This is a genomic window from Bradyrhizobium sp. SZCCHNR1002 (assembly GCF_032381435.1).
Lineage (GTDB): Bacteria > Pseudomonadota > Alphaproteobacteria > Rhizobiales > Xanthobacteraceae > Bradyrhizobium > Bradyrhizobium aeschynomenes.
Genome location: NZ_JAUHIS010000009.1, coordinates 204,408 through 216,799, shown reverse-complemented (window position 1 = coordinate 216,799; position 12,392 = coordinate 204,408). Strand labels below are relative to the sequence as shown.

The window sequence follows — 12,392 nt, the reverse complement described above, 5'->3', positions numbered from 1 at the left end:
CCATGTCCCGCGGACTGACCCGCTTCAACGCAATCACCGAAGGTTACTTCCTCGGAGATGTGTGCTCAGACTAGCCCCCTTGCGGGAGAGGGCATCTCCGGCCTGTCCGCGTACGCGGTTGGGTGAGGGGTATCTCTCCGCGGATACCGCGCTTGCGGAGGCATACCCCTCACCCAACCGAGCTTGCTGCTCTGTCCTACATGCCCTCTCCCGCAAGGGGAGAGGGCGCTGTATCTGACAGCACGCCGGAATTTCGCGCTTCTCTCCGCGTCGCTCACGTCGGTGCGAGCAGCGCCTCGATCGCCGCCTTGTCGATCACCGACCACACTTGCGCGATCCTGCCATCACGGAATTCGTAGAACACGTTCTCGGCAAAGGCGACGCGCCGGCCGTTCACGGGCAGGCCGAGGAATTCGCCCTTCGGCGTGCAGTCGAAGTCCAGCCGGCTCGCGATCCGCGGCGGGTCGGACAGCAGCAGGCCGATGTTGAAGCGAAGATCGGGAATCTCGGCGAAGTTGCCGATCAGCATGTCGCGATAACCGGCGAGGCCGAGCGGCTGGCCGTTATGCACGACACGGTCATGCACGAAGTCGCCGAGCGCCGGCCAGGCCTGCGCATTCAGGCAGACGATATAGGCGCGATAGTGATTGGCGAGTTCGGCTGCGGTCATGGTGGTGATCTCAACGAGGGTGGATCGTGATCAATCCTCCCCGCCGTGCACTGTTCCCGCCGTTGATTCGGCGATGTGGCTCCAGTGCATCCAAGTCCAGCATCGGTGGCTATGGGTCCCGGCTCAAGGCCGGGACGACGTCGGAAGGGCGTGGCGCGCTGCTCGCCATCCCCTCCGCTGTCGTCCCGGCGAACGCCGGGACCCATACCGCGTGATCTGTCGAGGGACGTGGCTGCCAGTTGTCGCGCTGGTTGGCAGCGCGGCATGAACGAGCCAGTGAGATGGCGTCACTTGTGCAGCCGCGAACGTGATCATCCGCGACGTGATCGTGTTGCGAGCGCTTGTCGTTCGCTGCGTGCTGCCCTACTCCTTAGGCAAGCGGACATCGTTGAATCCCGTGACCACAAGCGGGATCGAGTTCGCGTCAGGGAGGTATTCTTGAACAAGCTCATTCTCGCGGCGGCCGCCGCAGCCTTCACCGCGCTCGCCACGCCGCTCGCCGCCGCGCCGCTGCCCGAAGCCAAGCCCGACGAGGTCGGCTTCTCGCAGGCAGGCCTGACGCGCATGGATGACTTCTTCGCCCGCGAGATCGCGGCGAAACGCGTGCCCGGCGCCGTCGTGGCGATCGCGCGCGACGGCAAGCTGGTGCACTACAAGGCCTATGGCCAGCTCGATCCGGTCAAGGGCACGCCGATGCCGCTCGACGCGGTCTTCGCCCTCGCGTCCATGACCAAGCCGATGGCGGCGGTCGGTGCGCTCACGCTGATGGAACAGGGACGGTTGCCGCTGCAGGCCAAGCTCGCCGACTATTATCCGGCCTTTGCCGATATGAAGGTGGGCGTGACGCAGGAGGCCGGATCGCTGCTGCTGACGCCGCAGATCAGGCCGATCCTGATCCACGATCTCTATCGCCACACCTCGGGCCTGATGTATGGCGGCCGGCCCGACAGCTCGAGCGCCGTGGCGCGGCTCTATCCCGACGGCACGGCGCCGGCGATCGAGGGCGACACCCAGGCCTTCATCGAGCGCATCACCAAGCTGCCGCTGGCGCATCAGCCGGGCACGCAGTTCGAATACGGCTTCTCCATCGACGTGCTCGGTGCCGTGGTCGAGAAGGTCTCAGAGCAGCGGCTCGGCGAATATCTCTCCAACACCGTCTGGAAGCCGCTCGGTATGACCGATGCCACCTTCGCGCCCTCGGAAGCGCAGCGGCCGCGGCTGGCCCGGCCGTTCGCGAACGATCCGCTCACCGGCAAGCCGCAGGCGATCAAGCTGCTGGACGTCACGACGAAGTCGGATTGCGGCGGTGCCTGCGCGTTCGCCACGATCGGCGACTACATCCGCTTCGGCCAGATGCTGCTCAATGGCGGCGAGCTCGATGGCGCGCGCATCCTCAGCCCGAAGACCGTGCATCACATGACCTCCAACCATCTCGGCCCCGAGATCAAGAACACCGTCGCCAATGTCGAGCCGCATCGCGCCGGCTTTAGCTTCGGGCTCGGCGTCGCCGTGCGCGTCAGCGAGGGATTGTCGGCGGTGCCCGGCAATCCCGGTGAGTTCAGCTGGAACGGCGCCTACGGCACGCAGTTCTTCTGCGATCCCAAGGAGCGGCTCGTGGTGGTGGTCGGTACGGCCGCGCCGGGCGACCTGCGCAAATATTATCGCGAGCAGGTGCAGGACATCGTCTACGGCGCCATGGTCAAGTAGCGCATGCTGACCGTTCATCACCTCGGAAAATCCCAATCCGAACGTATCGTCTGGCTCTGCGAGGAGCTGGAGATCCCGTATGAGTTGAAATGCTACGCGCGCGACGCCAGGACGATCCTGGCGCCGGCGGAGTACAAGGCGCTGCATCCGATCGGCGCTGCGCCCGTCATCACCGACGGCGAGCTGGTGCTCGCGGAGTCCGGCGCTGTCGTCGACTACATCATCGCGAAATACGGCCAGGGGCGCTTGCGGCCCGGGCCCGCCGACCCCGGCTTCGCGCCGTTCCTGTATTGGTTTCATTTCGCCAACGGCACCTTGCAGGCGGCGATGGGGCGGCTGATGATCCTGAACCGGCTCAATCTGCCGGACGACAACGCCATGCTCGGCGCGATGCGCGCGCGGCTCGACCGCGCGTTCGCGCTCGTAGAGGCGCGTTGCGGTGAATCGGACTATCTCGCAGGCGACACGCTGACGGCGGCCGATATCATGACGGTGTTCTCACTCACTACCATGCGCTACTTCCTGCCCTACGATCTCGCGCCATACCCCAACATCCGCACATATCTGTCGCGCATCGCCGCACGCTCCGCCTATCAGCGGGCGATGGCGAAGGGGGATCCGGGGATGGCGTTGTTGTTGAGCTGATCTGCAGGACGTTCGTTGGACGAAGAGTCCAGCGGCTTGCTCGGTGCAAACCTCTCCCCGCCCTTTGTGGGGAGAGGTCGGATTGCGTAGCAATCCGGGTGAGGGGCATGGCACGCGCGGAGCCCAGGCTGAAGTGCATCGGACGGGCAGGATGGATCAGCGTCGCGCAACTGGCTGCACCTCCCGTGCGGCTGCCCCTCACCCCAACCCTCTCCCCGTGAAGAACGGGGCGAGGGAGCAGACTGCCCGAGCGGCGAGAGATCGTCTCACTCAACCATTATCGACTGATGAGTTGGAGGCCCGTCCCGTAACCCTTCGGGGGGGCTCCCTCACCTCTGCCGCTTCCGGCTCCATTCCAGGAACGAGCGATACAGCTCCTCCTTCTCCGCCTTCGACGGCGGCGCCTTGGCCTGCGAGGCCAGGAACGCCTCGAAGCGCTCCTGCTGGGTGAGGCCGCCGGTCGCGGCCGGCGGCAGGCCGATGTCGGCTTCCTTCTTCATGCGCTCCAGCACGGTCTCGACATAGGGGTAGCGCTGCCAGCCCGGCACCTGGGCCTCGAGATTGAGGTCCTTCCAGCCGGGGTGGAACGGCGGCTGCTGCAGCCGGGCGAGGTTGGTGAACAGCGTGTCGACGAAGCGGTTGACGCGGTCGGCGCGGTCGCTGCCCGGCTTCCAATTGTACACGGCGAGCACCGAGGGGACCGCGATCGTCTCGACCGCCGTGTCGGGCGCCACCAGCCCCGGATAGGTCTCGGGCTTGATGCTGGTCGGATAGTAGAAATCCGAGAATTGCTGCGTGTAGGGCACGGGCACGAAGTGGAATCCGGGATCGGCCTTCTTGCCGCTGAACAGCTCGCCGGGCTTGGACGCGACATACACCATCGCCGCGATCTCGCCCTTGTGCAGCTTCTCCAGCGCCACCGGGCCGCCGACCGCGACCGGCTCGATGTCGATGCCGAGGCGCCGGAAGATCAGCGGTCCGGTATGCGCAGCCGCCACGCCCGCCGTGCCCACCGCGATCTTCTGCCCCTTCAGGTCCTGCAGCGTCTTGAACTCCTCGCGCGCATAGATGTGCACGTCGGAGATGAAGAAGCGCAGCACATAGCGGATGCGGTCGTTGATGTTGGAAAGGCCGGCCTGCTTGGCATAGAAGTCGAACGCGTCGGCATAGGTGATCGCGACGTCGACGCCGCGCAGATAGAGCAGGTCGGCGATGTTCGACGTGGTGCCGCGCGTCACCATCGGGATCAGGCGCATGTTGTCGCCGTCATCCATCGTCCGCGCCATTTCGCTGGCGAAGCGCACGAAGCCGCCGTCGGGCAGACCGGCGGCGAGGCCGACGGTCCACTGGTTCATGCGCGCCTTGATCGCGGCTTCGTCGGACGCGCTGCGTGGCTCGGGCGCGCGCGCCTCCGACATGCGCGGCTCGGCGCGCCGCTCGGGCGCGCGCGCCGGCCTGATGGAGAGCGGCGTCGTCGGCGGCTCCGGGGTCAGCGCCTGGGCGAATTCCAGTGGCCGTCCTTCGGCCAGCGCCGCGCCTTGGCAGATGAGCAGGACGGCAGAGATCGATGCCAGCGCCATCAGCGCTGGGCCAGCGAGCGTTCGACGCATGACAGTAGTCCCCCGATCGCGTCTGCCAGCGCGTCCCCACGAGCAGACTGATTAAACCGCGTCAATCTAAGGTCGTGCTCTATTGAGCCCTAAACCTGGCGGATTTGGGGCGGCGACTACTTAAGGTTTCAGATAGCTCCAGCCGCTCTCTTGCAGCTCCATCAGCCTGACGGCGCCCGAAGGCACGAGGCTCGCTTCGGCAACGATCGCGATCGGATGCCCCTCGCGCTTCTCCATGCCGCGCTTGGTGATGTTGCAGGCGGAGAACTTGATCTTGGCGGGAAAGCTGAGCTCGGCGATCTGCTTCAGCCGGTCCTTCACCGGCGAGGTATCCTCGCGCAGCATGTTCAGACCGGGCCCGTAGGTGACGAGCTCGATCTCGACCTCCTCGCCCTTTTCCTTGAACGTCTCCATGATGTTGGTGGCGTTGTTCAGCGCCAGATTCATGATCGCCGGATCGTTCTGATCGACCTGGATCGAGACGCGGTGAATCTTGACGTCGGCCGCGAGGCTCGCGCCCCCCGACGCAATCAGAAGCGCGCAGGCGGCCGTGAGAGTTTTCAGATCGAAACGCATGCCAGGACTCCGATGGACGCAAACAGGAATGCACGATACCAGATATTGGATGTGGGCGTGATCTGCCACAACCCTTGCTTCCAACCGATGGGCCCCAATCATGGCGAGACTATGCGCTGACGGCGCGAGCCCGCCGCGCGAGGGTCGCGATGATGCCGGCTCGTCATCACGCGCGATGGGCCCGGACCGGGAATCTTGTGTGGGCCACCGCCGTTGCAAGGCTCACCGCTGTCGTCCCGGCGAACGCCGGGACCCATAGCCACCGCTGTTAGTTGGCTGCGCTCGATGACTGCCGTTGTGCCCATTGATGGATCCCGCGGTATGGATCCCGGCGTTCGCCGGGATGACGACGGAATGTCGGGATGCGTCACGGCCAATCGATGCACGCGACTCCTGGCAGCACGACACGACGGGCTATCCGCGCATGGGCCTCATGCGCAAACTGCCCGTCGCGTTACGATGTCGCAGGCTGCTTCACTTGTCTCGTCGGGCAAATCAAGCCGATGCTCCGCTCGTCCTGGTGCCGCATGAGGGGCGTGTCGCGACCGTCACGAGACGTGGGCAGTGGGATGCGATGGGCGTGTGTCGACGCAGCGTGAAGCGATTCGCGCGGACGAACGGTGAGACACGACCGGTCAAGTCGCGTGGTCCCGACACCCCGAAGCTGGTGTCCCCCGCGCAACGCGCGTGAGCGCGCTGTGCGACATGGTGGCCAACAAGCCCGGCGCACCAGGGAGAGCGCGAAGCAGCCGTTCAACCGTCGCGCAGGGAAGGCCGGGTGTTTCCGGCTGCACCTGTGGTACCTGCCGCCTGCATTTTTTCTCGCAGGCGGGCCATGGGCGTCAGCCGACGCCCGGCCTTCCCTGCGCCCTCTGTTTCGAAGGGGGCGAACCGTCGAAAAACTCGGACGCCAAGCGCCGCGAGGATGCGAAGCCATGCGTGTTTTGACCTGTTCTGTCGTCGTGGTCAGCTCGGCCCTCACCTCGCCACAACCGTCATCGCCCGCGCAGGCGGGCGATCCAGTACGCCGAGGCCTTTCGGCTCAATCACTGCTGCCGCGGCGTACTGGGTCGCCCGGTCCCGTCTTCGCCTTCGGCTTCGACGCGGCCGCGAATGGACAGGGCGCGCCGAAGCTTCAGCGAAGGCGGCGAGCCGGGCGACGACACCGAGTGGTTGGCCAAGTCTTGCCTTATCCACGTCCGCCGCTGGCAAAATCACCGGGCCATGGTTACATTGCCCCTGCGAGGCTGCGACGCGCGTCCGGAACCAACATATCCCCGGGGCCTTATCGATCCTTTAGGGAACTGTCCCTGGCCAGGTCCGTGGACCTGGACATATGGTGCCCACCTACTTTCGTAGGGAACTCCGGGATCGAGCGTTTCAACGGCGATTGCGGCTTCGCGCTTGTTTCCCCTGCGTCTCTGTTCTGCTCCTCCGTTCTCCTGCCTCTCAGTTCTCCTTCGTCTGTCCCCTTCGGTTGCCGACCTGCTACGTTTCTGCAACGTTGAAGTGCCCGCGTCCGCGCGCTCTGAACGGAGGTCCCGTCGCATGCCGATGAAGGCCGCTCAGCACACCAAGCAGCAATTGCGGGCTGCGGCGCTCGCCGCGCGCGACGCCCTGAGCGAGGAGGCGCGCAGCGCCGCCGCGCAGGCCATTGCCGCGCGCGGGCTGCCGTTTGCGCTGGAGGCCGGCACGGTGGTCTCCGGCTACGCGCCGATCCGCAACGAGCTCGATCCGATGCCGCTGATGCTGGCGCTGACCGCGCAGGGGGCGCGGCTGGCGCTGCCGGTCATCCTGGCGCGCGGCCATTCGCTCTCGTTTCGGGCCTGGTCGCCGGGCGACCGGCTGACGCTGGGTGCGCTCGGCATCCCCGAGCCGTCGCCGGTTGCGGCCGAGCTGGTCCCTCAGGTCATGCTGGTGCCGCTCGCCGCGTTTGACCGCACCGGTCATCGCATCGGCTATGGCGGCGGCTACTACGACTACACCTTCTCGCACCTGCGCAAAGCACACCACGTCACCGGGGTCGGCCTCGGCTTCGCCGTGCAGGAAACCGAGGCGATCCCGGCCTTGGCCCACGACGCGGCGCTGGATTATGTGCTAACCGAGCGTGAGACCTTGGATTTTCGGAGCCATTGAGTTGCGCATTCTCTTCGTCGGCGACGTCGTCGGCCGGGCCGGCCGCAGCGCCGTCTCGGACCATCTTCCAGGCCTGATCCGCGACTGGGCGCTCGATCTCGTCATCGTCAATGGCGAGAACGCGGCCGGCGGATTCGGCATCACCGAGGCGATCTATCAGGAGCTGGTCGATGCCGGCGCCGACGCGGTGACGCTCGGCAACCACTCGTGGGATCAGCGCGAGGCGCTGGTGTTCATCGAGCGCGCGCCGCGCCTGGTGCGGCCTGCGAACTATCCGGCGGGTACGCCCGGCCGCGGCGCGGCGCTGGTAGAGGCCAAGAACGGCGCCCGCGCGCTCGTGGTGAACGTGCTTGGCCGTGTGTTCATGACGCCGTTCGACGATCCGTTTGCCGCCATCGGCCGCGAGCTCGACGCCTGTCCGTTGCGCGAGGCGGCGGATGCCGTCGTGGTCGACGTGCATTGCGAGGCCTCCAGCGAGAAGCAGGGCCTCGGTCATTTCTGCGACGGCCGCGCCAGCCTCGTCGTCGGCACCCATACCCACGTGCCCACGGCCGATCACCAGATCCTGCCCGGCGGCACCGCCTACATGACGGACGCCGGCATGACCGGGGACTATGATTCGATCATCGGCATGCAGAAGGTCGAGCCGCTGCGCCGCTTCCAGTCGGGCATCCCCTCGGCGCGCTTCGAGCCGGCGATGGGCGAGGCGACCCTGAGCGGCGTCGCGGTCGAGACCGACGATGCGACCGGGCTCGCCGAGCGGATCGCGCCGGTGCGCATCGGCGGCCGGCTGTCGCAAACCAAGCCGACATTCTGGGGAGCCTGAGGAGAGCGGGTCAGGCCTTGATGCGGAAACCCATGCGGAACGCGCCCCAATGGCGGCCCTTGATGAAGATCGGTGCGGACAGGTCCTTCATCAGCACGAACTGCCCACCGCCCATGTCACGGCGGTAGGTCTGCAGCAGGAACGGCTTGTTGCTGGCGGCGGCGACCTTCTTCACCGCGCGGTCCTCGAACAGCCGGCGGTTGCGGCAGTTGGCGTTGTTCCAGACCGGGTCGGGTCCCTGCGGCTTGCGGTAGTTCGGATTGTGCGTCGGCAGGTATCCGCCGCGCGCCCAGGCGACGCAGAACACGATGCGCGGGTCGCTGCCCTGGATCGGGTCCTGGATGGCGGGCAGCACGCGGTCGGTGAACTCGACGTAGCGGGTGAGATATTGCTTCGGGTTGGTGCCGGGAATCTCGCGGTAGCTCTCGTCCATCAGGTCGGCGAGCGTGATCTCGCCGCGGTCGACCGCCGCCTCGAACACAGCCGAGATCTGCCGTGCGGTCTCGACGACGGTGCGGATCAGCGGCGCATCGGCGGTCTCGACGCCGCTCTCGGCGATCAGTCCGATCAAGGCTTCGGAATGGTCGAGCAGCTTGGCGATGCGGCCGTCGGCCTGCTTGAGCTCGATCGAGGACTGGTCGACTCCCTTGGCGAGTTCGGCGAGCTCGCTGATGACGGCGTCGCAATGCGCCAGATTGGAGGTCGCGGCCTTGGCCACGCCGTCGATCTCCTGCCCGACGCTGGTGAAGCCGTCCTGGACGCGGACGATGATGCCGCCGATCTGCTGGGCGCCTTCGCCCGCGGTCTTGGCGCGCGAGGAGGCCTGGCCGCTCTCGCCGAGCAGGCTCTTCACCTGCGAATCCAGCCCGCGCAGGGTGTCGCCGATCTGCTGCGTCGCCTGCCGCGTCGCCTCGGCGAGCGACTTCACCTCGCTGGCGACGACGGCGAAGCCGCGGCCGGCGCTGCCGGCGCGAGCGGCCTCGATGGTCGCGTTGAGCGCCAGCAGATTGGTCTGCTTGGCGATCGCCTCGATCGCGACCGAGACCTTGGCGACCTGCGACAGCGCATCGCCGACCGAGCCCAGCCGCTGCTCGATGCGCTCGACCGAGTCGACCAGTTCGGAGATGTGCTGCACCGCGGTTTCCACCACGCTGCGCGACTGCGCGATGTCGCCGACCGCGGCGGAGGTGGCCGTCTGCACCGCCTGCGAGGCGGTGGCGATGTCGTGATTGGCCGCCACCATCGTCTTGGCGGTCGCCTGCAGATGGCCGAAACGCTGCGACTGGTAGCTGACGCGGTTGGCGACCTCCTGGACGTTGCCGGCGACGTCGGCGAGCTCGACGCCGAGCCCGCCGATGCGGTCGGCGATCTCGTCCATCAGCCGTTCGGCGCCGGAGCGCGCATCGTGACTTTCCAGAATGGCGCGTTGTGCGACAGACATGTTCGGGCTCCCGGGCGTCAAGATTCAGCAGGTCACCGCACGGCTCACAATTTGTAGGCGGTGCGGAAGCCGCCCCAGTGCCGGCCGCGAACGCGGATCGGCACGTCGATTTCGCGCATCATGACGGTGTTGCCGTTGCCCATGTCGCGTGCGTAGCTCTGGATCAGATAAGGCCGCTGGTTGCGGCCCGCCGCGAGCCCGGCCGGATCGTTGAAGATGCGGCGGTTGCGGCTGTTGGCGGTGTTGAAGGCGACATCGCCCGGCCGCTGCGGATGCGAGTAGATTTTGTTGTGTACCGGCAGATAGCCGTTGCGGTCGATCGCCACGCAGAACGCCATTCGCTGATCCCTGGCCAGGAAGGCCTCCTGGAACGACGGCAGCGCGCGTTCGGCCCAGTCGAGAATCCGGCTGCGGTGCTGCTGCGGATTGGTGCCGGGGATCTCGACATAGTTGGTGTCGAACATGTCCTCCAGCGTGATCTCGCCACGGGCGAGGGCGCTCTCGAAGATCCGGTTCAGCTCGGTGCCGGCCTCCATGGCGCGGGTGACGAACTCGTTGTTCTCCTCGTGCAGCGCCCAGAGCTTGTCCTCGATCTTCTCGCGCAGCTCGGCTCCGGGCGCGTCGAACCGAGCCTGGGCGCCGGCCTTGACCTGCTCGGTGATCCGCAAGCGGCAGGGACCGACATCCTCCAGCACGGCGTCGAACTGCGCGTTGACGGCAAGGCGGCCGGCCTCCGGACCGGTGATCAGGACGCCGTCCTTGGAAATCTCGTAGACCTGAGCCGTAACTGCGCGTCCGCCGCTCTTGATGTCGAGCTTGAGATGGCACGGCAGGCGCTCGTCCCCGCTTCGCGCGGTGCGGTCGCCCTGGCGCAACAGCACGGCGCAGCGCGCCTTCAGCTTCTGGGCATACATCGTCACCGCGCGGCCGGCGCTGGTGACGCGCTCGCCATAGCTTTCCGCCTGCTGGGTGGCGCTGCCGATATCGGCGGCGCTGTCGACCACCGATGAGATGAACTGCGACGCCTGGGCGGCATTGTCAGACATCTCGCCGGTGGTCTGGTTCTGCTCGGCGACCGCGCCGTTGACGTTGGTGAAGACGGGGCGGATCGCCTCGATCGCCTGGGCGATGCGGTGGACCGCGTCGGCCGAGCCGGCGGCGTCCTTTTGCAGCGCCTCGATCTTGCGGGTGATCTCCTCGGTGGCGTTCTGGGTCTGCACCGCCAGTGCCTTGACCTCGGTGGCGACCACCGCGAAGCCGCGGCCGGCCTCGCCGGCACGGGCGGCCTCGATGGTCGAGTTCAGCGCGAGCAGGGTGGTTTGACGCGCGATCTGGGAGATCAGGTTGACGACGTTGCCGATCGCGGCGGAGGATTCGCGCAGACGGTCGACATTCTCGCGCGCCTCGCGAGCGGCGGCGCTGGCCAGGTCGGCGAGCTGGCCGGCGTCCTCGACCTGGGCCCGGATGCCATGGGCGGATTGCGTCACCTTCTCGGCGGCCTGGGCAAACGTCGTGGCCGTTCCCTGCGCGGCGCTGCTGCGTCCGCTCAAAGCATCGGCGCGCTGGCGGATGTCGGTCAGCGTTCCCGCCGTCGCCTCGGCGCCACTCGCGACAGCGTTCGCGGCCCGCTCCAGCTGGCGGATCATGCCGCCGAGCTCGAGCTCCAGGAGATCGAGAATGGCCTTGGCCGAATCATCCGGCGCAGCCGGCGGCTCAGGCGCGGCGACCGGCTTTGGCTCGGCCACCGGTTCGGACGCCGGGGCACGTCTCGCAAACAAACCAAACGCCATTGGGGTGGCCCCCCGGTCGTGCGTGAAAAGGTGCAGAAGCCCGGCATCCTTGCACTTGACAGTGAAGCCATGGTTAACATTTGCCTTATGGGACAAGGCGGCGGGGATCCCCGGGGACCGCTCACCCCCTTGAAACCACCCCAAATCTTTGATTTTGACGATTCCCGGCCTATAAGGCCGCGCTTCCCGCAACTGACCTCCAGACGATTACAAGAGACCTCGCATGGCCGGCCATTCCCAATTCAAGAACATCATGCATCGCAAGGGCCGGCAGGATGCGATGAAGTCCAAGCTGTTCGGCAAGCTGGCGCGCGAAATCACCGTCGCCGCCAAGCTCGGCACGCCGGATCCGGCGATGAACCCGCGCCTGCGCGCCGCCGTGGTCGCCGCCCGCGCCGAGAACATGCCGAAGGACAATATCGAGCGCGCCATCAAGAAGGCGCTCGGCGGCGAAGGCGAGAACTACGCCGAGATCCGCTACGAGGGTTATGGCCCGGGCGGCGTCGCCGTCATCGTCGAGGCGCTGACCGACAACCGCAACCGCGCCGCCTCCGACATCCGCTCCTACTTCACCAAGTCCGGCGGCAACCTCGGCGAAACCGGCTCGGTCTCGTTCATGTTCGACCGCGTCGGCATCATCGAGTTCGAGCGCAGCGTCGCCTCCGATGACGCCGTGCTGGACGCCGCGATCGAGGCCGGCGCCGACGACGTCATCTCGGGCGAGGGCGGCCACGAGGTCTATGCCTCGCCGGACAGTTTTCACGAGGTCGCCAAGAACCTCGAGGCCAAGTTCGGCGAGCCGCGCAAGGCGGCGCTGACCTGGAAGCCGCAGAACACGGTCGCGGTGGACGATGAGACCGGCGAGAAGCTGGTGAAGCTGATGGATCTGCTCAACGAGCACGACGACGTCCAGAACGTCTATGCCAATTTCGAGATATCCGACGCGCTGATGGCGAAGATGGGCGGTTGACGGACGGTTAACCATTTGGCG

10 protein-coding genes and 1 other RNA gene are annotated in these 12,392 nt (G+C 66.7%); 6 read left to right on the top strand and 5 right to left on the bottom strand.

Translation table 11 applies throughout. From position 1 onward, the window contains the following. Nucleotides 1-274: 274 nt before the first annotated feature. Nucleotides 275-670 (bottom strand): ester cyclase, encoded by a 396-nt coding sequence (locus QX108_RS31580; RefSeq protein ID WP_315786313.1) that lies wholly within the window; start codon nucleotides 668-670, stop codon nucleotides 275-277. Between the two features lie 438 nt (nucleotides 671-1,108). On the opposite strand from QX108_RS31580, the gene QX108_RS31575 reads away from it, so the two are divergent. Together QX108_RS31575 and QX108_RS31570 are read left to right on the top strand one after the other, a co-directional pair. Continuing rightward, nucleotides 1,109-2,377: a serine hydrolase domain-containing protein gene (locus QX108_RS31575; protein ID WP_315786311.1), complete on the top strand. Its 1,269-nt coding sequence runs from the start codon at nucleotides 1,109-1,111 to the stop codon at nucleotides 2,375-2,377. A gap of 3 nt (nucleotides 2,378-2,380) precedes the next feature. After that, entirely contained in the window at nucleotides 2,381-3,022 is a 642-nt protein-coding gene (locus QX108_RS31570) for a glutathione S-transferase (RefSeq protein ID WP_315786309.1), read from the top strand. A 329-nt stretch (nucleotides 3,023-3,351) separates the two neighbouring features. Here the strand turns inward: QX108_RS31570 and QX108_RS31565 are convergent, their stop codons facing one another. Next, nucleotides 3,352-4,632 carry a TAXI family TRAP transporter solute-binding subunit gene (locus QX108_RS31565; RefSeq protein WP_315724537.1) on the bottom strand — a complete coding sequence of 427 codons (1,281 nt, stop codon included), beginning with the start codon at nucleotides 4,630-4,632 and terminating at the stop codon, nucleotides 3,352-3,354. A gap of 120 nt (nucleotides 4,633-4,752) precedes the next feature. Next, on the bottom strand, nucleotides 4,753-5,208 hold the full coding sequence (locus QX108_RS31560) for a DsrE family protein (RefSeq protein ID WP_172109990.1): 456 nt from the start codon (nucleotides 5,206-5,208) through the stop codon (nucleotides 4,753-4,755). Between the two features lie 1,241 nt (nucleotides 5,209-6,449). Between QX108_RS31560 and ssrS the strand changes: the two genes are divergently transcribed. From ssrS to QX108_RS31545, 3 genes are all read left to right on the top strand, one after another. Further along, nucleotides 6,450-6,611, top strand: a non-coding RNA gene (gene ssrS / locus QX108_RS31555) — 6S RNA. 151 nt (nucleotides 6,612-6,762) lie between these two features. Then, nucleotides 6,763-7,344, top strand: coding sequence for a 5-formyltetrahydrofolate cyclo-ligase (locus tag QX108_RS31550; RefSeq protein WP_315786343.1), 582 nt, complete (start codon nucleotides 6,763-6,765; stop codon nucleotides 7,342-7,344). A gap of 1 nt (nucleotide 7,345) precedes the next feature. Beyond that, nucleotides 7,346-8,170 carry a TIGR00282 family metallophosphoesterase gene (locus tag QX108_RS31545; protein ID WP_315786306.1) on the top strand — a complete coding sequence of 275 codons (825 nt, stop codon included), beginning with the start codon at nucleotides 7,346-7,348 and terminating at the stop codon, nucleotides 8,168-8,170. A gap of 10 nt (nucleotides 8,171-8,180) precedes the next feature. Here the strand turns inward: QX108_RS31545 and QX108_RS31540 are convergent, their stop codons facing one another. Then, nucleotides 8,181-9,611, bottom strand: a complete 1,431-nt coding sequence (locus QX108_RS31540; RefSeq protein ID WP_315724543.1) for a methyl-accepting chemotaxis protein — start codon at nucleotides 9,609-9,611, stop codon at nucleotides 8,181-8,183. Nucleotides 9,612-9,655: 44 nt separating this feature from the next. Then, a complete protein-coding gene (locus QX108_RS31535; RefSeq protein ID WP_315786304.1) occupies nucleotides 9,656-11,401 on the bottom strand; it encodes a methyl-accepting chemotaxis protein in 1,746 nt (581 codons plus the stop codon). 223 nt (nucleotides 11,402-11,624) lie between these two features. Here QX108_RS31535 and QX108_RS31530 point away from each other — a divergent pair, with 223 nt between their 5' ends. Further along, nucleotides 11,625-12,371 carry a YebC/PmpR family DNA-binding transcriptional regulator gene (locus QX108_RS31530; RefSeq protein WP_315724547.1) on the top strand — a complete coding sequence of 249 codons (747 nt, stop codon included), beginning with the start codon at nucleotides 11,625-11,627 and terminating at the stop codon, nucleotides 12,369-12,371. Nucleotides 12,372-12,392: the final 21 nt, after the last annotated feature.

What these genes read in the sequence shown, in the direction of transcription:
- QX108_RS31580 (WP_315786313.1), bottom strand. Translation starts at nt 670, where the DNA reads ATGACCGCAGCCGAACTCGCCAATCACTATCGCGCCTATATCGTCTGC.
- QX108_RS31570 (WP_315786309.1), top strand. Translation starts at nt 2,381, where the DNA reads ATGCTGACCGTTCATCACCTCGGAAAATCCCAATCCGAACGTATCGTC.
- QX108_RS31565 (WP_315724537.1), bottom strand. Translation starts at nt 4,632, where the DNA reads ATGCGTCGAACGCTCGCTGGCCCAGCGCTGATGGCGCTGGCATCGATC.
- QX108_RS31560 (WP_172109990.1), bottom strand. Translation starts at nt 5,208, where the DNA reads ATGCGTTTCGATCTGAAAACTCTCACGGCCGCCTGCGCGCTTCTGATT.
- QX108_RS31550 (WP_315786343.1), top strand. Translation starts at nt 6,763, where the DNA reads ATGAAGGCCGCTCAGCACACCAAGCAGCAATTGCGGGCTGCGGCGCTC.
- QX108_RS31540 (WP_315724543.1), bottom strand. Translation starts at nt 9,611, where the DNA reads ATGTCTGTCGCACAACGCGCCATTCTGGAAAGTCACGATGCGCGCTCC.
- QX108_RS31535 (WP_315786304.1), bottom strand. Translation starts at nt 11,401, where the DNA reads ATGGCGTTTGGTTTGTTTGCGAGACGTGCCCCGGCGTCCGAACCGGTG.
- QX108_RS31530 (WP_315724547.1), top strand. Translation starts at nt 11,625, where the DNA reads ATGGCCGGCCATTCCCAATTCAAGAACATCATGCATCGCAAGGGCCGG.